The organism is Bradyrhizobium sp. LTSP885 (assembly GCF_000938305.1).
GTDB lineage: Bacteria > Pseudomonadota > Alphaproteobacteria > Rhizobiales > Xanthobacteraceae > Bradyrhizobium.
Map to the genome: position 1 here is coordinate 287,466 of NZ_JYMT01000018.1, position 26,043 is coordinate 313,508.

General features: G+C 63.4%; 21 protein-coding genes. 15 read left to right on the forward strand and 6 right to left on the reverse strand.

Annotated features, from left to right (window positions below):
• Positions 1–182 precede the first annotated feature (182 nt).
• Entirely contained in the window at positions 183–485 is a 303-nt protein-coding gene (locus UP09_RS12505) for a hypothetical protein (RefSeq protein ID WP_063840142.1), read from the forward strand.
• Between the two features lie 98 nt (positions 486–583).
• Here the strand turns inward: UP09_RS12505 and UP09_RS12510 are convergent, their stop codons facing one another.
• The 3 genes from UP09_RS12510 to UP09_RS12520 all read right to left on the reverse strand — a co-directional run bounded on the left by UP09_RS12510 (position 584) and on the right by UP09_RS12520 (position 4,971).
• Positions 584–1,903 (reverse strand): dicarboxylate/amino acid:cation symporter, encoded by a 1,320-nt coding sequence (locus UP09_RS12510; protein ID WP_044538455.1) that lies wholly within the window; start codon positions 1,901–1,903, stop codon positions 584–586.
• Between the two features lie 162 nt (positions 1,904–2,065).
• Complete coding sequence (locus tag UP09_RS12515) at positions 2,066–3,523, reverse strand: sensor histidine kinase (RefSeq protein ID WP_156164580.1); 1,458 nt, start codon at positions 3,521–3,523, stop codon at positions 2,066–2,068.
• Between the two features lie 173 nt (positions 3,524–3,696).
• Positions 3,697–4,971 (reverse strand): serine hydrolase domain-containing protein, encoded by a 1,275-nt coding sequence (locus UP09_RS12520; RefSeq protein ID WP_044538457.1) that lies wholly within the window; start codon positions 4,969–4,971, stop codon positions 3,697–3,699.
• Positions 4,972–5,129: 158 nt separating this feature from the next.
• Between UP09_RS12520 and UP09_RS12525 the strand changes: the two genes are divergently transcribed.
• Positions 5,130–6,044, forward strand: a complete 915-nt coding sequence (locus UP09_RS12525; RefSeq protein WP_044538458.1) for an intradiol ring-cleavage dioxygenase — start codon at positions 5,130–5,132, stop codon at positions 6,042–6,044.
• An 89-nt stretch (positions 6,045–6,133) separates the two neighbouring features.
• Here UP09_RS12525 and UP09_RS12530 read toward each other — a convergent pair whose 3' ends face one another.
• Positions 6,134–6,973: a formate/nitrite transporter family protein gene (locus UP09_RS12530; RefSeq protein WP_044538459.1), complete on the reverse strand. Its 840-nt coding sequence runs from the start codon at positions 6,971–6,973 to the stop codon at positions 6,134–6,136.
• A 214-nt stretch (positions 6,974–7,187) separates the two neighbouring features.
• Here UP09_RS12530 and UP09_RS12535 point away from each other — a divergent pair, with 214 nt between their 5' ends.
• From UP09_RS12535 to UP09_RS12560, 6 genes are all read left to right on the forward strand, one after another.
• Entirely contained in the window at positions 7,188–7,367 is a 180-nt protein-coding gene (locus UP09_RS12535) for a hypothetical protein (RefSeq protein ID WP_044538460.1), read from the forward strand.
• A gap of 244 nt (positions 7,368–7,611) precedes the next feature.
• Entirely contained in the window at positions 7,612–8,991 is a 1,380-nt protein-coding gene (locus tag UP09_RS12540) for an MFS transporter (protein ID WP_044538461.1), read from the forward strand.
• Positions 8,992–9,079: 88 nt separating this feature from the next.
• Entirely contained in the window at positions 9,080–9,505 is a 426-nt protein-coding gene (locus UP09_RS12545; RefSeq protein WP_044538462.1) for a globin family protein, read from the forward strand.
• 8 nt (positions 9,506–9,513) lie between these two features.
• Positions 9,514–10,731 carry an NAD(P)/FAD-dependent oxidoreductase gene (locus tag UP09_RS12550; protein ID WP_052833074.1) on the forward strand — a complete coding sequence of 406 codons (1,218 nt, stop codon included), beginning with the start codon at positions 9,514–9,516 and terminating at the stop codon, positions 10,729–10,731.
• A 1-nt stretch (position 10,732) separates the two neighbouring features.
• Positions 10,733–13,432 (forward strand): nitrate reductase, encoded by a 2,700-nt coding sequence (locus tag UP09_RS12555; protein ID WP_044538463.1) that lies wholly within the window; start codon positions 10,733–10,735, stop codon positions 13,430–13,432.
• A 116-nt stretch (positions 13,433–13,548) separates the two neighbouring features.
• Entirely contained in the window at positions 13,549–14,451 is a 903-nt protein-coding gene (locus tag UP09_RS12560) for an SMP-30/gluconolactonase/LRE family protein (RefSeq protein WP_197082659.1), read from the forward strand.
• A 181-nt stretch (positions 14,452–14,632) separates the two neighbouring features.
• On the opposite strand, the gene UP09_RS12565 is transcribed toward UP09_RS12560, so the two are convergent.
• Both UP09_RS12565 and UP09_RS12570 read right to left on the reverse strand, forming a co-directional pair.
• The gene (locus tag UP09_RS12565; RefSeq protein WP_044538465.1) at positions 14,633–15,559 is read right to left on the reverse strand and encodes a response regulator transcription factor; all 927 of its coding nucleotides are present in this window, start codon (positions 15,557–15,559) and stop codon (positions 14,633–14,635) included.
• Positions 15,549–18,917, reverse strand: a complete 3,369-nt coding sequence (locus UP09_RS12570) for a hybrid sensor histidine kinase/response regulator (RefSeq protein WP_044538466.1) — start codon at positions 18,915–18,917, stop codon at positions 15,549–15,551. The genes UP09_RS12565 and UP09_RS12570 overlap by 11 nt, the downstream gene beginning before the upstream one ends.
• Positions 18,918–19,142: 225 nt before the next feature.
• On the opposite strand from UP09_RS12570, the gene urtA reads away from it, so the two are divergent.
• From urtA to UP09_RS12605, 7 genes are all read left to right on the forward strand, one after another.
• Positions 19,143–20,351 (forward strand): urea ABC transporter substrate-binding protein, encoded by a 1,209-nt coding sequence (urtA, locus tag UP09_RS12575; protein ID WP_502689046.1) that lies wholly within the window; start codon positions 19,143–19,145, stop codon positions 20,349–20,351.
• Positions 20,352–20,471: 120 nt separating this feature from the next.
• On the forward strand, positions 20,472–21,398 hold the full coding sequence (gene urtB, locus UP09_RS12580; protein ID WP_044538468.1) for an urea ABC transporter permease subunit UrtB: 927 nt from the start codon (positions 20,472–20,474) through the stop codon (positions 21,396–21,398).
• A gap of 22 nt (positions 21,399–21,420) precedes the next feature.
• Positions 21,421–22,557, forward strand: coding sequence for an urea ABC transporter permease subunit UrtC (urtC, locus tag UP09_RS12585; protein ID WP_044538470.1), 1,137 nt, complete (start codon positions 21,421–21,423; stop codon positions 22,555–22,557).
• Positions 22,558–22,569: 12 nt separating this feature from the next.
• The gene (urtD, locus tag UP09_RS12590) at positions 22,570–23,325 is read left to right on the forward strand and encodes an urea ABC transporter ATP-binding protein UrtD (RefSeq protein WP_044538471.1); all 756 of its coding nucleotides are present in this window, start codon (positions 22,570–22,572) and stop codon (positions 23,323–23,325) included.
• Positions 23,326–23,392: 67 nt separating this feature from the next.
• Positions 23,393–24,082: an urea ABC transporter ATP-binding subunit UrtE gene (gene urtE, locus UP09_RS12595; protein ID WP_044538472.1), complete on the forward strand. Its 690-nt coding sequence runs from the start codon at positions 23,393–23,395 to the stop codon at positions 24,080–24,082.
• Positions 24,083–24,169: 87 nt separating this feature from the next.
• Positions 24,170–25,399 (forward strand): formamidase, encoded by a 1,230-nt coding sequence (fmdA, locus tag UP09_RS12600; RefSeq protein ID WP_044538473.1) that lies wholly within the window; start codon positions 24,170–24,172, stop codon positions 25,397–25,399.
• Between the two features lie 84 nt (positions 25,400–25,483).
• Entirely contained in the window at positions 25,484–25,831 is a 348-nt protein-coding gene (locus UP09_RS12605) for an FmdB family zinc ribbon protein (protein WP_044538474.1), read from the forward strand.
• The last annotated feature ends 212 nt before the right edge of the window (positions 25,832–26,043 follow it).

Sequence of the window (26,043 nt, forward strand, 5' to 3'; positions counted from 1 at the left end):
TGGATGCAACCCCTGCTGGTGGCCGAAATCGAGGGGCCGCGTCGCGACGAGACTCCGCAAAACTTTGGCGTAAGTCCAAATCAGGCTTCCGGAAGTTGCTGGACAATTGCCCAAAAGTTCTGAATCATCCAGAGCGCGCGTGCGCCTGACCACAAGCCGGCGAGCCCTTGCGGGAGAGGCCAATGAAGCGAAAGAGGGAAACGCCTCGACTCTACCTCGCGGCTTCGGGAGTGGAAGATATGCCGGTCGCAAGTACGGAAGAACGGTTGCTGTCGCTTCTGGCGACCCTGGAGGAGTGCCAGGCATTTCTGCTCGACCGGGCAAGCGCGGAGACCGCGCGACTTCTGTCTCTCGCCATCCTTGAACTTCGGATGGAGCTCCACAAGGTGACCGATTCCGAGCTGAAAGCTTTGTGCGACATGATGGCATCGGACGAGCAGGAGTCGGCCAAGCCGCTGCCGCCCTATTTGAAGCTCGTCAAGTAAACCCTCCTTCAATCGTCGGTTGAATCACATTGACGTGTGCGCGATTCGGTCGCACCCCCCGCGGTGTGCGCGGGGGGCCGTTTGTCCGAACCGTTGCCTCAGCCCGCGGTCACATCCACCGTCTCGGCGCCGTCGAGCACCCGGTGGGCCTGGTCACGGTCGAGGTCGCCCTCCCATGCCGCGACAACGACGGTGGCGACGCAGTTGCCGATCAAATTGCCGAGCGCGCGCGCCATGCCGATGAACCAGTCGACCGACAGGACCAGCACGAGGCCGATCGCCGGAATGCTCGGCACCGCATTGAGCGTCGCCGCCAGGATGACGATCGCCGAGCCCGGCACGCCATGCGCGCCTTTCGAGGTGATCAGCGACACGCCGAGCACCAGAAGCAGGTCGCCGAACGACAGCGGGGTGTTGGTCGCCTGCGCGATGAACACGACCGCCAGCGTGAGGTAGATCGAGAAGGCGTCAAGGTTGAACGAGTAGCCGGTCGGAATCACGAGACCCACGACGGACTTCTTGACGCCGAGCGCTTCGAGCTTGCGCATGATCTGCGGCAGCACGGCGTCCGACGACGCCGTCGCCAGTACGATCGTCAGCTCCTCGCGCAGGTAGCCGAGGAGTTTGAGGATGTTGATCCCGGCGAGCGCCAGCACCCCGCCGAGGATGCCGAGCACGAAAATCGCGAGCGAGACATAGTACAGCGCGACCAGCGACAGCAATTGCTGGAGTGAGCCGACGCCGTATTTGCCGACCGTGTAGGCGACCGCGCCGAGCACGCCAAGCGGGGCGACGCGCACGATCAGGCCCATGGCGCGGAACAGCACGGTCGAGACCGCGTCGATGAAGGAGGAGATCTTCTCGCTCTTCTCGCCGCCGACCAGCGCCAGGCTGGTGCCGAAGATGATCGCGAAGAACAGCACCTGCAGCACGTCGTTGCGCGACAGCGCGTCGAACGAGGTGGTCGGAATGATGTTCATCAGGAAGCTGCCGATGCCTTCGCCCTTCAGCTTCTGTGCATTGCCGGCATAGCTGGCGAGCGCCTTGGCATCCAGCGTCGAGGTGTCGATGTTCATGCCGTGGCCGGGGCCGAACAGGTAGGCCAGGATCAGGCCGACCACGAGCGCGACGGTCGTCATGGTCTCGAAATAGACCAGCGCCTTGACGCCGACGCGTCCGACCTTCTTGAGGTCGCCGGCGCCCGCGATGCCGTGCACCACCACGCAGAACACGATTGGCGCCACGATCATCGAGATCAGTTTCAGGAAGGCGTCGCTGAGGATCTTCAGGCTGATGGCGAAATCAGGTACGGCCATGCCGAGCACGATGCCGAGCAGCAGCGCGACCAAAACCTGAACGAACAGTGACGCGTAAAGCGGTTTGCGCGTCTCGGCGGCTGCCGCTGTGATGGTCGACATGAAATTCCCCCCTGATTTAAGCCGGCCCGAACCGGCTATATCGTAGCAACTTACGTGCCAAAATGTCGCGTGAGCTCTCGTGCCGAAGGACCGCGGCGTCGGTTGCGGCGGCAATCTCGCGGGTCGAGCAAGCCTTTCCAGATGCTGCGGAATCTGTCCGGATCAGCCGTCGTTTTCGAGCGTGCAGGTCAGGGTATAGACGACGCCGCGGGGCAGGAAATCGACCGTGGCTTCGCCGCCGAGCTGATCGCGGGCGCTGCGCTCGATCAGGCGCGAGCCGAAGCCGCGCTGGATCGGAGCCGTCACAAGCGGGCCGCCCGCCTCGGTCCAGATCATCCCGAGTTTCCGGTCCGAGCCGTCCTCGCGAACTTCCCAATCCAGCGTCACGGTGCCGGTTTCGTTGGACAGCGCACCATACTTGGCGGCATTGGTCGCGATCTCATGCACGATCATCGACAGCACCACGGCCAGCCGCGGCGACAGCGGCACACGCGACCCGAACATCCTGACCCGCTCGGGAGCGTTGAGCAGATAGGGTTGCAGCACGCGGCCGATCACGTCCTGAAGGTCGGAGCCCTGCCATTTCTCCGTGCTGAGCAAATTGTGCGCCTCGGCCAGCGCGCCGAGCCGTCCCTCGAATTTCGAGCGCTCGGCGCGGCTGGCGCTGCGGAAAGTCTGCGTGGCGATCGACTGCAGCAGAGCCAGTGTGTTCTTGACGCGGTGGTTGAGCTCCTCGATCAGGAGATCGTGCAGCATCTCGCCGCGCGCGATCGTGGTTGCCATCCGCAACGCAAAGCCGAGGCCGACCAGGAGCAGCACGCCGCCGATCACGCTGGTGATCGCCAGCGTGCGCCAGAGCGGCGCCACCAGCGAGCCTTCCGCGATCCCCGCGGCCACTGTCCACCCGGTGATCTGCGATCGTGCGACGCTGGTGATCAGTGGCACACCCTCGAGCGACACTGTTGGAAAGGTCGCCTCGTCGTGACGGGACATCTCGGCGGAGAGCGAGGGCGAGGCGCGCTGGCCGGCGACGTCATGCGCGTTCGGGACGCGTGCAAAGTTGACGCCTTCGCCGTCGAAAATGGTGATGGTCCAATCCTGGCTCGGGCGCTGTTTCTCGACGATGGCCTGGAAGATATCGATCGGCGGGCTGAAGCAAACGTCATAGAGCACCTCGCCGTCGCGCGTGACCGGCACTTCGACGGTGACGACTGGGCGCTTCTTCACCGCGCCGATGAACAAATTGGAGTATTGCGGGCGCTTGGTCGAAAACACCTTTTCGACGATAGCGACGTTGTTGCGCAGCGGCAGGCTCGCGGTATCTGACGTGACCGAGGAAAATAGCTGGCGCCCCTGACGATCCGCGACGATCAGCACGCCGTCTTTGCCGTACTGGTCGAGGAAGCCATTGGACATGCGGCGGAAGCGGTCGAAGTCGCCGTTGCGCAGGGATTCGGTCAGCGCCAGCACCTGCACCCCGCCGGTCATGCGCAGCATCTCGGCGTCCAGCACGAGGCGGACGCTGCGGACGGTTTCAAGCACGCGCTGGGTGGCGTCCTTGCGGTCCTGTTCGTAATTGTGGAAGACGATTCCGACCGCAAACACGATCAGCGGCAACATCGTTCCCGCGACCAGAAGCGCGAGACGGACTGGCAATGTCAGCTTCGGCACGAAGGCCCCGGGTCGATGCCCATTTGTTGCGAGCTTAGGGAAAGCAGGAAAAATCCGCCAGACAATTGCCGTCGATTGAGAATGTTCCGCGGCGCCCGGTGTGCGCCGCGGAATCCCAGATGTCAGAGATTGCTTTCGGTGATCGCCGCATAAACCATCGTGCGCAGTTCACGCCGCAGCGGATAGGCGCTCGACGGCAGCACCTGCGTCATGAAGATCGTGATCAGCTCTTCAGCCGGATCGATGAAGAACGACGTCGTCGCAGCGCCTCCCCAGTTGAATTCGCCCGGGCTGCCGGCGATCAGGGTCTGCGACGGGTTCATGGTGACGGCGAAGCCGAGGCCGAACCCGATGCCGTTATAGGCGGCTTCAGAGAATAGCGAACGCGACATCGCCGGCAGGTCGACGCCACCTGGCAGATGGTTCGAGGTCATCAGCTTCAGCGTCTTCGGGCCCAGCAGCCTGATGCCGCCGAGTTCGCCGCCATTGAGCAGCGCCCGGCAGAAGGTGAGGTAATCGGCCGCGGTCGAGCACAACCCGCCGCCGCCCGAGATCAGCGAGGGCGGCGACAGGAACGAACTCGTGGTCGGGTCGTCCTGCAGGGTCAGCGAGCCCTTGCGCTCGGTGGCGTGAAAGGTCATGCCGCCCTGCGGATCGGCCGAATAGCAGGCGGCAAAGCGATGCGCCTTGTCGGCCGGCACGAAGAAGTCGGTGTCGTTCATGCCGAGCGGCTTGAAGATACGTTCCTTGAGGAACTGCTCGAACGGCACGCCGGAGATCTTGCCGACGAGATAGCCGAGCACGTCGGTGGCGACCGAATAGTTCCAGGCCTCGCCCGGCGAGAACTCCAGCGGGATTTTCGCAAGATCCTCGATCATGCCGTCGAGCGTGCCGGCCTTGATGACCTCGCCGATCTTCTTTTCGCGGTAGGCCGCATCGACGTTGGAGCGCTGCTGGAAGCCGTAAGTGAGACCCGACGTGTGCCGCAGCAGGTCGACGATCAGCATTGGCCGGGTCGGCGGACGCGTCATGAAAGCCGGCGCATTGCCGGCGACGAAGACGCCGAGATTCTTCCACTCCGGAATGTATTTGGCGACCGGCTCGTCGATCGCGACGCGGCCTTCCTCGACCAGCATCATGAAGGCGACAGAGGTGATCGGCTTGGTCATCGAATAGATGCGGAAGATGTTGTCGTCCTTGACCGGCACCTTGCGCTCGAGATCGGCAAAGCCCTGGACCGCCGAATGGACGATCTTGCCGCGGCGGTAGATCAGGGTCTGGGTCCCGGGAAACCGGCCGGAATCGATGTAGCGGTTCTTCAGATGCGCTTCGAGGCGGTTCAGCGCTGTGGTCGACATTCCCGCGGATTCGGGCGAGGCAGGGGTGGGGGCTAACATCGGGCTCATCTCCGGCTGGCAAGGGGGCCTTGATAGCCGAAAAGTGTCTGTTGCACCAACCGGCCGCCGCTTACCTGCACTGCGGCGGTGGTGTAGGCTGACGCCTGCAATCGCGCCCCCAAGGGACTTCAACAAGCGACCTCAACGGAAACGCAGAAATGACAGAGTTCAACGACACCGAGCTCACCGCCGCCGTGATCCACAGCTTCGACGAAACGCCCAATCCGCGGGCCAAGTTCCTGCTGCAGGAACTGGTGAAGTCGCTGCACGACTATGTGCGCAAGACCGATCTCACATTCGAGGAGTGGGATTACGCGATCGATTTCCTGACCCGGACCGGCCAGAAGTGCACCGATATCCGCCAGGAATTCATCCTGCTCTCCGACGTGCTTGGCGTGTCGATGCTGGTCGACGCGGTCAACCACAGGGATCGCGACGGCGCCACCGAGACCACGGTGCTCGGTCCGTTCTACGTCGGCGAACACAAGGTGGCGCCGCACGGCACCGATATCTCGGCGAGCTTGCCTGGCGAGCGCATGTTCGTGCAGAGCCGCGTCACCGACCTCGAGGGCAAGCCGCTGGCCAATGTACCGGTCGACATCTGGCACGCCGATGACGATGGCTTCTATGACTCGCAGAAGCCGAGCTACGCCACGGAAGGCCCGTCGTCGCGCGCCCGCTTCGTCACCGATGCCGATGGCCGCTTCTTCTTCCGCACCATCGTGCCGTGCAGCTATCCGATCCCGACCGACGGCCCGGTCGGGCAGATGATCACGCAGACCAACCGTCACCCGATGCGGCCGGCGCATGTCCACTTCCTGGTCAACGCCAAGGGCTACGAGCCGCTGATCACGCATGTCTTCATGGAGGGCGACAAGTACATCGACTCCGACGTCGTGTTCGGCGTGAAGGATGAGCTGATCGCCGCGGTCGAGAAGCGCACCGATCCGGTGATGCCGGACGGCAAGACGTCCGACGGTCCGTGGAATTTGATGACCTATGAGTTCCGCGTGAAGCCCGGTGGCGGAATGGCGCCTGCGCCGCTCGGGACCAAGGTGGCCGAGCCCGCTTGAAGCGGGATCGGTGCATCAGCCGGAACGACGGCAAGCGATGAGGGGCCGCACCCTGTCCGGGCGCGGCCCCTTTGTTTAGGCGCAGTCGATCAGGCCGCAGCGCGGGTCGCAGCCGTCTTGGCGGCTTCACGCTTCGGCTGCGTCAGGACGTGGGTCGCGTAGAGAGTTAGCCCGGTGAAGGCGAGGCCGCCGACCAGATTGCCGAGCACGGTCGGGATTTCATTCCAGATGAAGTAGTCCAATATCGAGAACTTCGCGTGCAGCATCAGCCCCGACGGGAACAGGAACATGTTCACCACGGAGTGCTCGAACACCATGTAGAAGAACACCAGGATCGGCATCCACATCGCGATGACCTTGCCGGGCACCGAGGTAGAGATCATGGCGCCGACGACGCCGGTGGAGACCATCCAGTTGCACAGCATGCCGCGGATGAACAGCGTCGCCATGCCGGCGGCGCCATGCGCGGCGTAGCCCAGCGTCCGGCTTTCGCCGATATTTCCGATCGCCGCGCCGACCTTATCGGGATCCTGGGTGAAGCCAAACGTCGTGACGAAGGCCATCATGAACGCCACCGTCAGCGCGCCGGCAAAGTTGCCGATGAACACGAGGCCCCAATTGCGCAGAACGCCGCCGATCGTGACACCGGGGCGCTTGTCGAGCAGCGCGAGGGGCGAGAGCACGAATACGCCCGTCAGCAGATCGAAGCCCAGCAGATAGAGCATGCAGAACCCGACCGGAAACAACAATGCTCCGACGATCGGCTGGCCGGTGTTGACGTTGATGGTCACCGCGAACCACGCCGCCAATGCGAGGATCGCACCGGCCATGTAGGCGCGGATGATCGTATCCCTGGTGGACATGAAGACCTTGGACTCACCCGCGTCCACCATCTTGGTGACGAATTCGGAAGGTGCGAGATAGGACATCGTGATTCCTCTTAGCGTCTGATGAAAGAGAGCACCGATTGCTCAGCGCGGAGCAGCGCCGCGGATGACCGCGGGGACCGGCGCAATGGTGCGAATGCCCTGTGAAATGGCGTCACGACGACTGCACCGAGATCTCTCGGCAAAGCGGCTTGGAAGCCGCCGGGAGCCTCGGCCAAATGCTGGCCTCGACAATCCGGCTGACCCGTAGTCCTCGTTGACTGATGCGATTCAAAGCAACGCTTATGCCAACGGACGCTCAAGCGAAGTTGTCGAAGTTTCCGGTTATTTCTGCGGGCTGATCGCCTGCGAGCGGGCCTCGCTCGCGCCTTGCATTCGCTGGCTTGCTCATTTCGTGAGCGATGTGCTTGAGGATTGTGCGACGCACAACGATTGAGCGAATCGCCGGTTTTCGATGCGCGACCTGATCCGTCAGAGATTTATGCGGAAGAGGCAACACACTGTAATTGTTTGCATTTCGTCGCGCGTGTGACTTGGCACGAAGCTTGAATCACTTAATCTGACGCCATCGACGCCGTCCTTCGAAACCAATCATCCGAATTTTGACACCGCAAACGCTGGGGCCTCCCCGGAGCGTGTCTCCGTGCGTCCGAGCGATAGCGACCAGAAAGGAATTTGTAATGAGCAAGGAGAACCCGACCTGGATTTCCGATTGGAATCCCGAGGACGAGGCGTTCTGGAATTCCAAGGGCAGGGTCGTCGCCCGGCGCAACTTGATCTGGTCGATCGTGGCCGAGCACATCGGATTTTCCGTCTGGCTGATCTGGAGCATCGTCGCGACCAAATTGCCGGCGGCAGGCTTCCACTACACGACCGATGAGCTGTTCCAGCTCGTCGCCATCCCGGGCTTGATCGGCTCGTTGATGCGATTTCCCTACACCTTCGCCGTGACAATGTTCGGCGGCCGCAACTGGACGATCTTCAGCGCGACGGTACTGTTCATTCCGACTTTCGGGCTCGCCTATTTCGTCAGCCAGCCCGAGACGCCGTTCTGGCTGATGCTGCTGGTCGCCTCCACCGCCGGCCTCGGCGGCGGCAACTTCGCCTCGAGCATGGCCAACATCTCGTTCTTCTATCCGGACCGGATGAAGGGCTGGGCGCTCGGCCTCAATGCAGCCGGCGGCAATATCGGTGTCAGCAGCGTGCAGTTGCTCACGCCGATCCTGATGGGCATCGGCATTTTCAACCTCTACCAGGCGACGCCGGTCTCCGGAGTCTACCTGCAGAATGCCGGGCTGATGTGGGTGATCCCGATTTGCATCGCGGTGTTCGGCGCGGTGTTCTTCATGAACAACCTCACCTCGGCCAAGTCCTCGTTCAAGAACCAGCTCGCGATCGTCGGCCGCAAGCATACCTGGATCATGGCCTTCATCTATATCGGTACCTTCGGCTCCTTCATCGGCTACTCGGCGGCGTTCCCGCTGCTAATCAAGACGCAGTTTCCGGCCGTCACGATCGCCATCGCGTTCCTCGGACCGCTGGTTGGTTCGCTGTCGCGCCCGCTCGGCGGCTTGCTCGCAGACAAGGTCGGCGGCGCGATCGTGACGTTCTGGAATTTCATCGCGATGGGGGCGGCGACGATCGGTGTGCTGTACTTCGTCGGGATCAAGGACTTCACCGGCTTCCTTGTGATGTTCCTCATCCTGTTCGTCACCACCGGCGTCGGCAACGGATCGACCTACCGGATGATCCCGTCGATCTTCCGCGAAGAGAACCTGCAGAAGGCAAAAGGCAAGGGCGAAGCCGGCAAGGCGCTGGCGCTGAAGACGGCGAGCATCGAGAGCGGTGCCGCGCTCGGCTTCATCGGCGCCATCGGAGCCTGCGGCGGTTATCTGATCCCGACCGGCTTCGGCAAGTCGATCGCCATGACCGGCGGACCGCAGCTCGCGCTGGAAATCTACCTCGCGTTCTACGCGGTCTGCCTCGCGCTGACCTGGTTCTACTACCTGCGCGGGACTGCTTCGTCTGGTGTATCGAGCCTCGCGGGGGCGCGGATCTGACGGGGACTGCGCGGCACCTCGGGCCGCAGACGCCAGTGACCTCTCCCTGTTCGCAGGGAGAGGGATCTTCAACCGCAGGAGGACAACGATGACACCCGATCAAGTGACGTTGGTACAGGAGTCCTTTTCCAAGGTGGCGCCGATCTCGGAGCAGGCCGCAATCATCTTCTATGACCGGCTGTTCGAGGTCGCGCCTGGCGTCAAGGCGATGTTTCCATCTGATATGACCGAGCAGCGCAAGAAGTTGATGGCGACGCTGGCCGTCGTCGTCGGTGGCTTGAGCAATCTGCCGTCCGTGCTTCCGGCCGCGAGCGCGCTCGCCAAGCGCCACGTCGGCTACGGCGCCAAACCCGAGCACTATCCGGTGGTCGGCGGCGCGCTGTTGTGGACGCTGGAGAAGGGCCTCGGCGAGGCCTGGACGCCCGAGGTGGCCGCCGCCTGGACCACCGCCTACGGCACGCTGTCCGGCTACATGATTTCCGAAGCCTATGGCAGCGCGCAGGCTGCCGAGTAGGGATTGCCATGAGCGAACCGCTCGTCATCATCGGCAACGGCATGGCCGCGGCGCGTCTGGTCGACGAATTGTCGAAGGTCGCGCTGGGCCGCTATGCCATCGCCGTGATCGGTGACGAGCCGCGGCTCGCCTATAATCGCGTGCTGCTGTCGTCGGTGCTGGCCGGCGAGGCCGCCTCGCACGAGATCGAGCTGAAACCCGCATCGTGGTGGCGCGAGCGCGGCGTCACGCTGAAATACAATTGCATGGCGACCGAGGTCGATGTCGGCCGGCGCGAGATCAAGATCGCCAACGAAGAGAGCGTCAGCTTCTCCAAACTGGTGCTGGCGACGGGATCCTCGGCGCTGCGGCTCAACGTCCCCGGCGCGGATCTCGCAGGGGTCCATACCTTTCGCGACACCCGCGACGTTGACCTGCTGCTGACGCTTGCCGCGCAAAAGAAGCGCGTCGTCGTGGTCGGCGGTGGCCTGCTCGGGTTAGAGGCGGCCTACGGCCTCGCCAAGGCGGGGGCCACGGTGACGCTGCTGCATCTGATGGACCGGTTGATGGACCGTCAGCTCGACGGGCCAGCGGCGGCGCTGTTGAAGTCGCTGGTCGAGCGCAAGGGCATCGAGATCCTGCTCAATGCCAGCACCGCGCGCATTCATGGCGAAACCAACGTGACCGCGGTCGAACTCGTGGATAGCAGGAGGATCGACGCCGATGCCGTGATCTTCGCCGCCGGGATCCGGCCGAACACGGCGCTCGCACGTGACGCTGGCATTGCCGTCAACCGCGGTGTCATGGTCGACGACCATTTGCAGGCGGGTGTGCCTGATGTGTTTGCGATTGGCGAATGCGCCGAACATCGCGGCATCTGCTACGGCCTGGTCGAACCGGCCTATGAACAGGCGCGCGTGCTGGCGAGGCATCTCGCCGGCACTGATGCGGCCTATACCGGCAGCGTCGTTGCGACCAATCTGAAGGTCTCCGGCGTCGGCGTGTTCTCGGCGGGCGATTTCACGGGCGCCGACGGCAGCGAGAGCCTCGTGCTCCGCGACGTCAACCACGGCACCTACAAGAAGCTCGTGATTTCAGAGGGACGGCTCACCGGCGCGGTGCTGATCGGCGACACCGCCGATGCGCTCTGGTATCTCGACCTGATCCGTAACAGGAAACCGATCGCGCAGATCCGCACCGACATGATATTCGGCCGCTCGCTCGCGATGCAGTCGGAGGCGGCGTAAGATGACGGCAGTCGATCCCGCGCTCCGCGCCGTCAGGACGACCTGCGCCTATTGCGGCGTCGGCTGTGGCGTGCTGGCGACGCCGGATGGCCGCGGAGGGGCGGCAATCTCGGGCGATCCCGAACATCCCGCCAATTTCGGTCGGCTGTGCTCGAAGGGCTCCGCGCTCGGCGAGACGCTGGGGCTGGAGAGTCGTCTGCTGCATCCGATGATCCGCTGTGGCGACGCCATGCAGCGGGTCGACTGGAGTGACGCGCTCGATCACGTCGCGCACCGCTTCCAGCACATCGTCGCCCGCGACGGCCCGGGGGCAGTGGCGTTCTATCTATCCGGCCAGTTGCTGACCGAGGATTATTACGTCGCCAACAAGCTGATGAAGGGCTTCATCGGCAGCGCCAATGTCGACACCAATTCGCGGCTGTGCATGGCCTCGTCGGTCGCCGGCCATCGCCGAGCCTTTGGCGCCGACACCGTGCCCGGCTGCTACGAAGATCTCGACGAGGCCGATCTCCTGGTGTTCGTCGGTTCGAATGCGGCTTGGTGCCATCCGGTGCTGTTCCAACGGATGCTCGCCAACAAGCAGAAGCGCGGTGCCCGTTTCGTCGTGATCGATCCGCGCCGCACCGACACGGTCGGCGACGACGACCTCTTCCTTGGGTTGAAGCCTGGCACCGACAGCGCGCTGTTCAATGGCCTGCTGGTCCATCTCGCCGACAATGGCGCGCTCGATCCTGATTATATCGAGCGTTTTACCTCGGGCTTTGATGACACGCTGGCGCGGGCGCGCCGGATGGCCGGCAGCGTGGCGGCGACGGCACTCGCGACCGGCCTCACCGAGCGGGACGTCGCGGCGTTCTTCCAGATGTTCGCCAAGACGACGCGGGTGGTGACGCTGTACTCGCAAGGCGTCAATCAATCCGCGCAGGGCACCGACAAGGTCAACGCCATCCTCAACTGCCATCTCGCCACCGGGCGGATCGGCAGGCTGGGCGCCTCGCCGTTCTCGCTGACTGGCCAGCCCAATGCGATGGGCGGCCGCGAGGTCGGTGGCCTAGCCAACCAGCTCGCCGCCCATATGGGCTTTACGCCGCCGGATATCGACCGCGTCAAGCGGTTCTGGAAAGCGCCGCGCATCGCGACCCATGAAGGGTTGAAGGCGGTGCAGATGTTCGAGGCGATCGGGCGCGGCGAGATCAAGGCGCTCTGGGTGATGGGCACCAATCCGGCGGTATCGCTGCCGAACGCCGACGTCGTTCGCGAGGCGCTGAAGAAGCTCGACCTGTTTGTCGTCTCCGAGAATGTACTCTCCAACGACACCGTCGCGGCGGGCCCGCATGTGCTGCTGCCGGCGGAGGCCTGGGGCGAGAAGTCGGGCACGGTGACCAACTCCGAGCGGCGGATCTCGCGACAACGCGCATTCCTGAAAGCACCCGGCGAAGCAAAGCCAGACTGGTGGATCCTCAGCGAGGTCGCAAGGCGTCTCGGCTTCGGCGCCGCCTTCGACTTCAAGTCGGCCGCGGATATCTTCCGCGAGCACGCCGCGCTCTCGGCGTTCGAGAACAACGGGGCGCGCGACTTCGATATCGGTGGATTGAAGGCGGTCTCGGACGAAGGCTTTGACGCCATGGCGCCGGTGCAATGGCCTGTTAGCCGCGATGCGCAGCCACAGGCGCGCTTCTTTGCCGAGGGCGGCTTCTACAGCAACGATCGCAAGGCGCGCTTCGTCGCGCCGGAGATGCCGGCGCTGCGCACGGAGACGACGCCGGCGCGGCCGCTGCGGCTCAACACCGGCCGGATCCGCGACCAGTGGCACACCATGACGCGCACCGGTATGAGCCCGCGGCTCGGCCAGCACCTTCCCGAGCCGTTTATCGAAGTCCACCCCGACGATGCGCTCAAATACAGCGTTGCCGACGGCGGCTTTGCGCGCATCACCACGGACTATGGTCAATGCACGCTGCGCGTCGTCGTCAGCGAGCGCCAGCAGCGCGGCATGCTGTTCGCGCCGATCCATTGGAGCGGAGCGAACGCGACCGGCGCGCGCGTCGGCTCGCTGGTAGCGCCATATACCGATCCGTTCTCGGGTCAGCCCGAGAACAAGGCGACACCGGCTTCGATCGCGCCCTACGAATATGTGTTCCGCGGTTTTGCGCTCTCGCGTATGCCGATGGAGCTGCCCGGTCATGCCTGGGTTGCACGCGTCGCCGTCACCGGTGGCCACGGCTACCTGTTCGCCGACAATGCCGATTTGAGGGGTTGGCAAGCCTGGATGCACGCCGCGGCTAGCGACGACCTTGCGGAGTACAATGATTTCGGCGGCGGCATTTACCGTGCAGCCTCCTTCCGAGGTGATCGCATCGAAGCGTGTCTGTTTGTCGGAGCGGCAGGGGACGCCGGCGACTGGAACGTTGTGAAGAGCCTGTTCGCGGCGGATGCGTTGAGCGATATGCAACGCCGCATGCTGCTGTCGGGCAAATCGGCGGAGGGCGTGGCGAGCGCGGGCCCGGTGATCTGCGCCTGCTTCGGCGTCGGCCGCGACACGATCTGCAATGCGATTGCGGCCGGCGCGCGATCGGCGGCGGAGATCGGCGTGAAGCTGAAGGCCGGCACCAATTGCGGCTCCTGTATCCCCGAACTGAAGCGGTTGATTGCGCAGACGCCGGTCGAGGTCGACAAGCGCAAGCTGGCCGTGGCGAACTGAACTCTCTCCACGTCATTGCGAGCGATCCGGCGGCGCTTTGCGCCGACCGGTGGCTCGCAATGACGGCGAGAACCCAATATGGTCCAACCCGTTCCGCCAACGGGTGAACCAAAAAAATGATGTATCTGGAAACGCCGCCCAAACTGATTCCAACCGGGATATTCTCCGCCGTCCCCGCCGAATTCCGCCGCAAGGTGGCGACCGAGTGGGCCGATGCCAACCGGCCGGGCGCGGTGACCGACTGCTTCATCGAGGGCCCGTCGTTCGATGCGTCGGGCAATCTCTACATCGTCGATATCCCGTTCGGCCGCATCTTTCGGATCGCACCGGACAAGACGTGGTCGCTGGTCGCCGAATATGACGGCTGGCCGAACGGGCTGAAGATCGACGCCAAAGGACGCATCCTGATTGCCGATTACAGGCTTGGGCTGGTGGAGCTCGACGCCGTCTCGGGCAAGGTCACGCCGCTTTTACGCTCGCGCAATTCGGAATCGTTCCGCGGCTGCAACGACCTGCATATCGCATCCAATGGCGACGTCTATTTCACCGACCAGGGCCAGACCGGCCTGCACGATCCGACCGGCCGGGTCTATCGGCTGCGCACCAACGGGCAACTCGATTGCCTGATCCACACCGGCATCAGTCCCAACGGCCTGGTGCTCGATCCGCATGAGGCCGTGCTGTTCGTCGCGATGACACGCGACAACGCGGTCTGGCGCGCGCCGTTCATGAAGGATGGCAGCGTCTCGAAGGTCGGACGTTTCTGCACGATGTTCGGGCCGAGCGGACCCGACGGCATGACGATGGATATGAAAGGGCGGCTGTTCGTCGCCCACGCCTCGCTCGGCCATGTCTTCGTCTTTGCGCCGAACGGCGAGTGCATCGCGCGGATCAAGTCCTGCGCCGGGCACAGCTGTACCAATGTGGCGATCGGCGGCGTCAACCGTGACCGGCTGTACATCACGGAGTCGGTGACGGGCTCGGTGCTGGTGGCTGATATTAGCGGGCTGGATGGGTAGCGAAGCGGCCTTAAAAGTTACCTCGCCCCGCTTGCTGGGAGAGGTCGGATCGCATGCAGCGAAGCGCAATGCGATCCGGATGAGGGTGAGTTACCGCGAGTCGATTTGTTATCGAGTTTGCGGAGAAAGCCCCTCACCCCAACCCTCTCCCCGCAAGAGCGGGGCGAGGGAGAAGGAAACCTCACCCCTTCCGGTGTCTCGCATTCACCGCGATCGCCGCTGCGGCGGTGCGGTTCTCGACGCCGAGCTTGGAATAGATCTGCTCCAGATGCTTGTCCACCGTGCGCGGGCTGAGGCCCAGGATCTGCGCGATGTCGCGGTTGGTCTTGCCCTTGGAGAGCCAGGACAGCACCTCGCCTTCGCGGGTGGTCAGGCCAAGCTCGCTGGAGAATTCGGCGGGCATGTCGCCTGAGGTGTCCTTGGCAAGCCGCAGCAGGAATTCGTTGGGGCCAAGCTTGCCCATGAATTGCAAGCGGAGCTGCTCGTTGCCGGGGAGGGACGCCATGGTCGCAGTCTTCGCGCCCGATTTGCCCTTCTGCGCCTGGTCCAGCCATTGCGGCATCGGGTCCGGCAATACGAAATCCTCGGCGTCATCGGCCAATGTATCCGACAACAGTTTCTGCGCTTGTGGCGTCGCCCATAGCAGCTTACCGGCGCTGTTGACCGCCAGCAGATAACGGCCGGAGACGTCGAGCGCGGCGCGGGCGCTCTGGGTCATACGCGCATTGGCAAGGTGGACGCGGATACGTGCCAGCATCTCCTCGACCACGATCGGCTTGGCGACATAGTCGACGCCGCCGGCTTCCAGCCCGCGCACGATGTGCTCGGTCTCGGCCAATCCGGTCATGAAGATGATCGGCACGCCATCGAGCCCGGCGTCGCGCTTGAGTCGCCTGCAGGTCTCGAACCCATCCATGCCGGGCATCACAGCGTCGAGCAGCACGATATCGGGCGTGATCTGGTCGACGATCCGCATCGCCGACGCGCCGTCGAGCGCCACCATGACCGTCATGCCGGCGCCGTCGAGCGCGTCGGTCAGGAGTCGCAGCGTTTCGGGGGAGTCGTCGACGACGAGGGCGACGTCGCGCTTTTTTTGTTCAATGGTCATAGCTGTGCAATGTCTTTAACGTCGCCATGTACTGGTCAAGATCGAAGCGGTCGATCAGCGTTCGCATCTGCCCGACGAAGTCGGCATGCTCGGGGAGTTCGTTGCCGATCTCGTCGAGCTTGAGCTGGATCGCCCTGATATAGCCGAGTTGCCCGAGGCCGATCAGTTCTTCGACATATTTCACCGGTGGCCGCGTGCCGCTCTCGGGCTTCCATTGCGGGGCCACGACCTGCGCGGCCTCGTACTGCCATTCGATCTTGAGCAGTTGGCGGATGGTTTCGAGCAGCCGCGGGATGTCGATCGGCTTCATCAGATAGCCGTCGTGGAACGGCTGCGCCATCGGCGCGCCGTGCGCTTCCAGCGCGCTCGCCGAGACCATCAGGATGCGCGCCTGGTGATGGCCGGCGGTGCGCAGGGTTTCAGCAACCGTCCAGCCGTCCATGCCGGCCATGGAAATGTCGAGCAGGAACAGGTCGGGCCGGCAATGCTGCGCGAGCGCGAGGCAGCCCGGCCCATCAGGGGCGCTGAGCAGGATGAAGCCGAGCGGCGTCAGCACCTCGCGCAGCAGGTCGCGATGGGTCGGGTCGTCGTCGGTGACCAGGATGGTCTTGCGCGGACCGAGATAGCCATAAACGGGGGCATCGACCGGCGCATCGCGCCGGGGGTTGGTGACTTCTGAGAGCAGCAGCTTGACGCGGAACGTGCTGCCGGCGCCGACGGTGCTTGATACCTTGATGTCGCCGCCCATCACGCCGGCGAGCAGGCGGCTGATGGTCAGGCCCAGCCCGGTGCCGGTCTGCGGCTGCGAGACGCCGAGCGCGCCGCGCTCGAACGGCGCGAAGATGCGCTCGAGATCGTCGGACTTGATGCCCGGCCCGGTATCGGTGACCTCGAACTCGGCCACCGGGCTGCGATAATGCACAATGAAGCGCACGCTGCCGCGCTGGGTGAACTTGATGGCGTTGGAGAGCAAATTGATCAGGATCTGCCGCAGCCGCTTCTCGTCGGCATAGACCACGACGGGAAGCACGTTTGGCCGCTTGAACACGAAGTCGACGCCCTTGGCGGTGGCCTGCAGTCGGAACATGCCGACGAGCTGGTCGAGGAAATCGGTCAGCCGTACCTCGTCGCGCGAGAGATAGAGCCGTCCGGCCTCGATCTTCGAAATATCGAGGATGCCGTCGATCAGCCCCGACAGATGATCGGCGCTGCGGCGGACCACGCGCACCTGGTCGCGCGGCCGCGTCTGCAGGCTGTTGTCCTGCTCCAGCAGCTGCGCGTAGCCGGAGATCGCGTTCAGCGGCGAGCGCAGCTCGTGGCTCAGGCCGACGACATAGCGGCTCTTGGCGAGGTTGGCGGACTCGGCAACCTCCTTGGCGCGCTGCAACTCGGCATCGGTGCGCTTGTGGGCGTCGATCTCCTGGATCAACAGCGTCGTCTGCCGCCTGGTTTCCTCCTCCGCTGCGCGGCGGCTCTGCTGCGCCAGCACGAACAGCCAGGCGACCACGCCGATGATGAGGATCAGCGCAAAGAACACCTTCAAGAGCACGTCGCCCAAAGACGGGCCGGCATGCACGGTCGCCGAGGTCTGCAGATAGATCAGCCCGAGCACCAGTCCGACGAGCCCGGCGGAAACGGCGAACACGCCAAGATAATGCCCGAGCTGCGAGTTGATGCGGGCGTAGATCGGCGCCGGCAGCAACTTGCCCAGCGTCTCGGACAGCTGCGCCTGGACACGCGCATGCGGCTTGCAGAGGTCATGGCAGCGCGCATCGAGCGAACAGCACAGCGAGCAGATCGGGCCGGCATAGGCCGGGCAGGAGGCCATGTCCTCCGGCTCGAAGGAATGCTCGCAGATGCAGCACTGGATTGACTCGAGGTTTTGCCAGCTCCGTTTCGGCTTGCGCGCGATGTAGTATTTGCCGTCGGTGGCCCAGGCGATCAGCGGCGCGGCGATGAAGGCGGCCGCGAGCGCGACGAACGCCGACAGCGCCTTCGCGGTCGGCCCGAACAGGCCGTAGAACGCGCTGATCGAGACCACGGTCGCGATCGTCATCGCGCCGACGCCGACCGGGTTGACGTCGTAGAGATGCGCGCGCTTGAACTCGATGTGCTGCGGCCGCAAGCCGAGTGGCTTGTTGATGACGAGGTCGGCGACCAGCGCGCCGACCCAGGCGATCGCGACGTTGGAATAGAGCGCGAGCGTCTGCTCCAGCGCCTTGTAGACGCCGATCTCCATCAACAGCAACGCCACCACGACATTGAACACCAGCCACACCACGCGGCCGGGATGGCTATGGGTGAGGCGGGAGAAGAAGTTCGACCATGCGATCGAGCCGGCATAGGCGTTGGTGACGTTGATCTTGACCTGCGACAGGATCACGAAGGTGCCGGTCAGCGCCATCGCCAGATCGGGCTGCGACAGCACGTAACGGAACGCCTCAAGATACATGTTCGCCGGTTCGGCGGCGTGCTCGGCGGGGACGCCGTGGCTGAGCGCGAAGAAGGCGAGGAACGAGCCGGCCAGCAGCTTCAGCGCGCCGAGCACGATCCAGCCGGGGCCGGCGCTGAGCAGCGCGATCCACCAGGCTTTTCGTGAGGTACGGCGGTCGCGCGGCAGGAAGCGCAGGAAGTCGACCTGCTCGCCGATCTGCGCCACCAGGGCGAACACGACGGAAGCCGCGGTGCCGAACAGCAGCAGGTCAAGATGGCCGGACGGGTCGCCATGATCGCCGGCGAATTTGCGCCACTCCGAGAACGAGTGCGGATTGGCCCAGGCAATCGCCGCGAACGGCATGATGTGGAGGATGATCCACAGCGGCTGGGTCCAGAGCTGGAAGCGGCTGATCAGCGTGATGCCGTAGATCACCAGCGGAATGATCACGACCGCGCTGATCAGATAGCCGATCGGCCGCGGAATGCCGAAGCACATGTCGAGCGCGCTTGCCAGGATCACGGCCTCGATCGCGAAGAAGATGAAGGTGAACGAGGCGTAGATCAGCGAGGTGATGGTCGAGCCAATATAGCCGAAGCCGGCGCCGCGGGTCAGCAGGTCGATGTCGATGCCGCATTTGGCGGCGTGGTAGGCGATCGGCAGCCCGCACAGGAAGATGATGACGCTGACGACCAGGATCGCGGCCGAGGCGTTCATCGCGCCATAATTCAGCGTGATGGTGCCGCCGATCGCTTCCAGAGCCAGGAAAGAGATCGCGCCGAGCGCGGTGTTGGCGACGCGGGCGGCCGACCACCGCCGCGCGCTCTTGGCGGTGAAGCGGAGCGCGTAGTCTTCCAGCGTCTGGTTTGCAACCCACTGGTTGTACTGGCGCCTGACGCGGTCAATCCGCTGCCGCCCTGCCACTTCGCGTTACTCCTGATCCAGGAAAGCCCTCTTGTTGCTGGCAATTCCCGTACCAGAAACCTACGTCGCTATTTTGCGGTGCAGTATACGCGATCTCACGTATCAGTGCGCTGCACAAAAGTAAGCAATCCTTGCCCCACCAATAAGCGTTCTCGAACCAATGGGGTGCTCATGTCAGACGTATCAAAACCAGGCCTGAAGTCGCCACTTCGGCGCAAGCTCTTGATGGGAATGGCCGCGTTGCCCGCCATTACGATGTTGCCGCGTCCCTCGTTCGCGGACGTCCCCGCAACTTCCGCGGTCAACACCACGGGCCTTGCAGTCACCGATAGCGAAGTCACGGTCGGCATCCTGCACTCCGTCACCGGCACCATGGCGATCTCCGAGACCGGGTCGGTGGAAGCCGAGAAGCTCGCGATCGAGCAGATCAACGCCGCCGGCGGCGTGCTCGGCCGCAAGATCAAGTTCATCCAGGAAGACGGCGCCAGCGACTGGCCGACCTTCGCGGAAAAGGCCAAGAAGCTGCTGGTCAACGACAAATGCGCCGCCGTAATGGGCTGCTGGACCTCGGCCTCGCGCAAGGCGGTGCTGCCGGTGTTCGAGCAGTACAACGGCATGCTGTACTACCCGACCTTCTACGAGGGTCTCGAACAGTCCAAGAACGTCATCTACACCGGCCAGGAAGCGACCCAGCAGATCATCGCGGGGCTCGACTGGGTCACCAAGACCAAGGGCGCGAAGAGCTTCTATCTGCTTGGTTCCGACTACATCTGGCCGCGCACCTCGAACAAGATCGCGCGCAAGCACATCGAGGGCCATCTGCAGGGCTGCAAGGTGGTCGGCGAAGAATACTTCCCGCTCGGCTCGACCCAGTTCAACTCGGTCATCAACAAGATCAAGCTGACCAAGCCCGACGTGATCTATGCGATCATCGTCGGCGGCTCCAACGTCGCCTTCTACAAGCAGCTCAAGGCGGCCGGCATCGACCTGTCGAAGCAGACGCTCTTGACCATCTCGGTGACCGAGGACGAAATCGACGGCATCGGCGGCGAGAACATTGCGGGCGCCTATGCCTGCATGAAGTACTTCCAGTCGCTCGACAATGCCAACAACAAGGCCTTCGTGCCCGCCTTCAAGAAGATGTGGGGCGAGAAGACCGTGATCGGCGACGTCACGCAAGCTGCTTATCTCGGCCCGTGGCTGTGGAAGTTAACGGCGGAGAAGGCGGGCTCCTTCGACATCGACAAGATCGCGGCGGCCTCGCCGGGCGTCGAGTTCAAGGGCGCGCCGGAAGGTTATGTCCGGATCCACGAAAACCATCACCTCTGGTCGAAGACCCGCGTTGGACGCGCCAAGGCCGACGGCCAGTACGAGCTGATCTTCGAAACTGCCGACCTCGTCGAGCCGGATCCGTTCCCGAAGGGCTACCAGTGAGACGAGGCGTCTAGCGCGCCTCTCTCAACGCATCGCGGCGTGGACGGTCCCCGTCCACGTCCCACGATCGGGCGTCGCGACGCGTCGCGGCGCCAGCCCCCTGGAATGACGGAGAACGGCATGCTCGGCGACTATTCAATTGGCGATCTCGGCGCCATCCTTGCGATGCAGGGCTTTGCCGGGCTCATCCTGTTCTCCGTCTACGTGCTGATGGCGCTGGGGCTTGCCATCATCTTCGGCCAGATGGGCGTCATCAACATGGCCCATGGCGAGTTCATGATCTTAGGGGCCTACGTCACCTGGATGACGTCGAACGCGGTTCAGCACTTCGCGCCCTCGCTGTTTCCCGGCTACTTCTTCTTGGCGATGATACTGGCGTTCATCGCCTCGGGCGCGCTCGGCATGCTGGTCGAGTGGGCGCTGATACGCCATCTCTACAAACGCCCGCTCGATACGCTGCTGGCGACCTGGGGCCTCAGCCTGATCCTGCAGCAGGCCTATCGTTCGATTTTCGGCGCGCGCGAGGTCGGCGTCGAACTGCCCGACTGGATGATGGGCTCCTGGCCGGCCACCGACTCGATCCAGATTCCAATCAACGGCATGTTCGTGATGGCGCTGACCATGCTGATCACCATTGCCGTGGCCTATGTGCTGTACTGGTCGAAATGGGGCAAGCAGGTCCGCGCCGTGGTGCAGAACCGCGTGATGGCGGGCGCTGTCGGCATCAATACCGAGAAGGTCGACTGCTACACCTTCGGCCTCGGCTGCGGCATCGCCGGGATCGCAGGCTCAGCCTTCACCATGATCGGCTCGACCGGACCGACCGCCGGCCAGCTTTATATCGTCGACACCTTCCTGGTCGTCGTGTTCGGCGGCGCCGCCAGCCTGCTCGGGACCATCGCCTCTGCCTTCTCGATCTCGCAAACCCAGTCAACGCTGGAGTTCTTCCTGTCGGGATCGATGGCCAAGGTCATCACGCTGCTGACGATCGTCGGGATCCTGATGGTGCGGCCGCAGGGGCTCTTCGCGCTCAAGGTCCGCAAATAAGAACAGGCAGGCGATAAAAGTCATGGTCATCAACTCGCGCTTTTTCAATCGCTCCGAACTCATCGGCTTCTTCGCGCTGGCGCTCGTACTCTTTGTCATTCTCCCGCTGTTCTTGGATATCTTCCGCCTCAATCTGGTCGCCAAATACCTGACCTACGCCTTCGTCGGCATCGGCCTCGTGCTGTGCTGGGGCTATGGCGGCATTCTGAGCCTGGGGCAGGGCGTGTTCTTCGGCCTCGGCGGCTATTGCATGGCGATGTATCTGAAGCTCGAGGCCTCCAGCGTCGCGAACACCAAGATCCAGTCGACGCCGGGCATCCCTGATTTCATGGACTGGAACCAGATCACGCAAATACCGCTGTTCTGGAAACCGTTCCACAGCTTTCCACTGACGATCCTCGCGATCCTCGTCGTGCCCGCGTTCTTCGCCTTCATCATTGGTGCTGCGATGTTCAAGCGCCGGGTCGGCGGCGTCTACTTTGCGATCATCACGCAGGCGATCGCGGCGATCCTCACCATCCTGATCGTCGGGCAACAGGGCTACACCGGCGGCATCAACGGGATCACCGACCTGCGCACGCTGCACGGCTGGGATATCCGCACCGACCACGCCAAGTTTATCCTCTACTTCGTCGAGGTCGTGCTGCTGTTCGGTTGTATCATCGCCGCGCAATTCATCCGCCTGACAAAACTCGGGCGCATCCTGGTGGCGATGAGAGACCAGGAGGACCGCGTGCGCTTCTCCGGATACAGCGTTGCCAACTTCATGATCTTCGCGTTCTGCGCCGCGGCCGTGTTCGCCTCGATCGGCGGCGCGCTGTTCACACTCGAGGTCGGCTTCATGTCGCCGTCCTTTGTCGGCATCGTGCCCTCGATCGAGATGGTGATCTACACCGCGGTCGGCGGCCGGATGTCGATCTTCGGCGCGGTCTGGGGCTCGCTGCTGGTCAACTTCGCCAAGACCAGTCTCTCGGAATCCTTCCCGCAGCTCTGGCTGTTCGGCCTCGGCGCGCTGTTCATCGCGGTCGTGCTGGCCTTCCCGAATGGCCTGTCCGGGATCTGGGCGGACTATGTCCAGCCGCGCATCGACCGCTTGCTGGCATCACGCAAACCGAAATCGGCGCCCGGCTATGTCGCCGACGGCGCACCGGCCGAGTGAGGAGGGATCACTATGCTCATCGGTCACCAGCCAAAAGACTTCCTGCTCGCGGTTTCCGGCCTCACCGTCTCTTTTGACGGCTTCAAGGCGGTCAACGATCTGTCGTTCTACGTTGAAGAGAACGAGATCCGCGTCATCATCGGCCCGAACGGCGCCGGCAAGACCACGGTGCTCGACCTGATCTGCGGCAAGACCAGGGCGACATCAGGCTCGATCCAGTTCCGCGGCCAGGAGCTGACCAGGCTGCGCGAGAACGAGATCGTGCAGGCCGGCGTCGGGCGCAAGTTCCAGACGCCGTCGGTGTTCGAGGACCTCACCGTGTTCGAGAACCTCGAAATCTCCTACCCGCGCGGCCGCACCGTGTTCGGCTCGCTGGCCTTCAAGCGCGACGACGCGGTCAAGCAGCGGGTCGAGGAGGTCGCCGAGATGATCTTCCTGAAGGATCGGCTCAACACCTATGCCGACCAGCTCAGCCATGGCCAGAAGCAGTGGCTCGAGATCGGCATGCTGCTGATCCAGGACCCGGATCTGCTGATGCTCGACGAGCCGGTTGCCGGCATGAGCGTGTCCGAGCGCGCCAAGACCGCCGAGCTGCTCAACCGCATCATCAAGGACCGCTCGGTGCTGGTGATCGAGCACGACATGAAGTTCGTCGAGGACATCGCCCACAAGGTCACCGTGCTGCATCAGGGACAGATCCTGTCCGAGGGCACCATGGAGCACGTCAAGAACGACCCGAAGGTCATTGAAGTTTACCTGGGCCACTAGCGCATGATCCCGGAAAGTGGCGTCCGGTTTCCGGACAAGATCATGCGCAGGAAATAGGAACGCATCGATGCTGGCAATCAACGATCTCCACGTCGCCTACGGCCAGAGCGAGGTGCTGCACGGCCTCAATGTCCAGGTCGCGTCCAACGAGATCGTCGCGATCATGGGCCGCAACGGCATGGGCAAGACCACGCTGATGAAATCGCTGATGGGCATTCTGCCGACCAAGAGCGGCTCGGTGACTATGGACGGCACCGAACTCGGCACCATGAAGAGCTACCAGCGGGTTGCCAAGGGCCTCGCCTATGTGCCGCAGGGCCGCATGATCTTCTCCACCATGACGGTGAAGGAGAACATCGAGACCGGGCTTGTCGTCTCCGGTGGCTCTGAGGTGCCTGGCGATATCTACGAACTGTTCCCCGTGCTTTTGGAGATGAAGGGCCGCCGTGGCGGTAATCTCTCCGGCGGGCAACAGCAACAATTGGCGATCGCCCGTGCGCTTGCGACCAAGCCGAAGGTGCTGCTGCTGGACGAGCCAACCGAGGGCATCCAGCCATCGATCATCAAGGACATGGCGCGGACCTTGAAGCGCATTCGCGACGAGCGCGGCCTGTCGATTGTCGTCTCCGAGCAGGTTTTGAGCTTCGCGCTCGACATCGCCGACCGGGTGCTGGTCATCGAGAACGGCGAGATCGTCCGCGACGATCCGCGCGCCAGCGTCGATGCCGCGCAGATCTCGAAATACCTGTCTGTCTAAAGCGTAAGCCGAGAAAGTAGGAAGCGGCTTTCGACAACATCACGTTCGAAGTTTCAACGTAGTCAGTAAACCAAGGGGAGCATCGCGATGCCTGATACACTGATCAAGGTCGATCTGAACAAGTCGGCCTATGAAAACGACAAAATCCACAACCGCTGGCATCCGGAGGTTCCGATCGTCGAGTGGGTCAGCCCGGGCGACGACTTCATCATCGAGACCGTCGACTGGACCGGCGGCTTCATCAAGAACAACGACTCGGCCGACGACGTACGCGACATCGACCTCTCGATCGTGCACTTCCTGTCCGGCCCGATCGGCGTCAAGGGCGCCGAGCCCGGCGATCTCCTGGTCGTCGACCTGCTCGACGTCGGCCCGCTCAAGGAGAGCCTCTGGGGCTTCAACGGCTTCTTCTCCAAGCAGAATGGCGGCGGCTTCCTCACCGATCACTTCCCGCTGGCGCAGAAGTCGATCTGGGACATCAAGGGCCTCTACACCTCGTCGCGTCATATCCCCGGCGTCAACTTCGCCGGCCTGATCCATCCCGGCCTGATCGGCTGTCTGCCCGATCCGAAGATGCTGGCAACCTGGAACAAGCGCGAAGCCGAGCTGATCGCGACCGACCCGACCCGCGTGCCTGGCCTCGCCAATCCGCCGTTTGCGCCGACCGCGCATGCCGGCCAGGCCAAGGGCGACGTCAAGGCCAAGATCGGTCTTGAGGGCGCTCGCACCGTGCCGCCGCGCGAACATGGCGGCAATTGCGACATCAAGGATCTGTCACGCGGCTCGAAGATCTACTTCCCGGTCTACGTGCCGGGCGCCGGCCTCTCCATGGGCGATTTGCATTTCAGCCAGGGCGACGGCGAGATCACCTTCTGCGGTGCCATCGAAATGGCCGGCTGGCTGCATATCAAGGTCGATATCATCAAGGATGGCGTAGCGAAATACGGCATCAAGAACCCCGTGTTCAAGCCGTCGCCGATCACGCCGAACTACAAGGACTATCTGATCTTCGAAGGCATCTCGGTCGACGAGGCCGGCAAGCAGCACTATCTCGACGTTCACATCGCCTATCGCCAGGCCTGTTTGAACGCGATCGAGTATCTGAAGAAGTTCGGCTACTCCGGCGCCCAGGCCTATTCGATCCTCGGCACCGCGCCATGCCAGGGCCACATCTCGGGCGTGGTCGACGTGCCCAATGCCTGTGCCACGCTGTGGTTGCCGACGGAGATCTTCGACTTCGACGTGATGCCGTCATCGGCCGGACCGATCAAGCACATCAAGGGCGACATCCAGATGCCGATCTCGCTCGACAAGTGATCCCTGCGCGACGGGTGCGGGACGGCCGGCTAGTGGCCGCCCCGCATCCATCGCGGGAAACACACTTTGCGCAAGGATACGACAATGCCGGTCTACGAATATCTCTGCAACGATTGCGGCCCGTTCACCGACATGCGGCCGATGGCCGAATGCGACCTGCCGCAGGACTGTCCGCAATGCGAAACAGAAGCGCCGCGCGTCATCCTGACCGCGCCGGCCTTCTTCTGCATGCCCTCGGACAAGCGCAAGGCGCACGCCACCAACGAACAGAGCCGTCATGCGCCGAAGACGCTCGATCAGTACAAGGCCTCGCACGGTCCGGGCTGCGGCTGCTGCTCCACGGGAAAGAAGAAGCCGGCGCGGCTGGTGACCAAAACCAGGAGCGGCGCGAAGGGATTTCCGACCGCGCGTCCGTGGATGATCAGCCATTAGCTAGTTCGGATCGCTGACTGCGCCACAAACACTCGTGTCGTCCCGGCGAAGGCCGGGACCCATAACCACGAATGCGAATTGGCTTGCGGCGGTGGGGCCACAGCTCGCTTCAACAACTCAACCCTGTGGTTATGGGTCCCGGCCTTCGCCCATAGGCGCTAAAATAGGATTTGCGCGTTGGATTTACGTGTGATTCCAAGAAGAGATGAGAA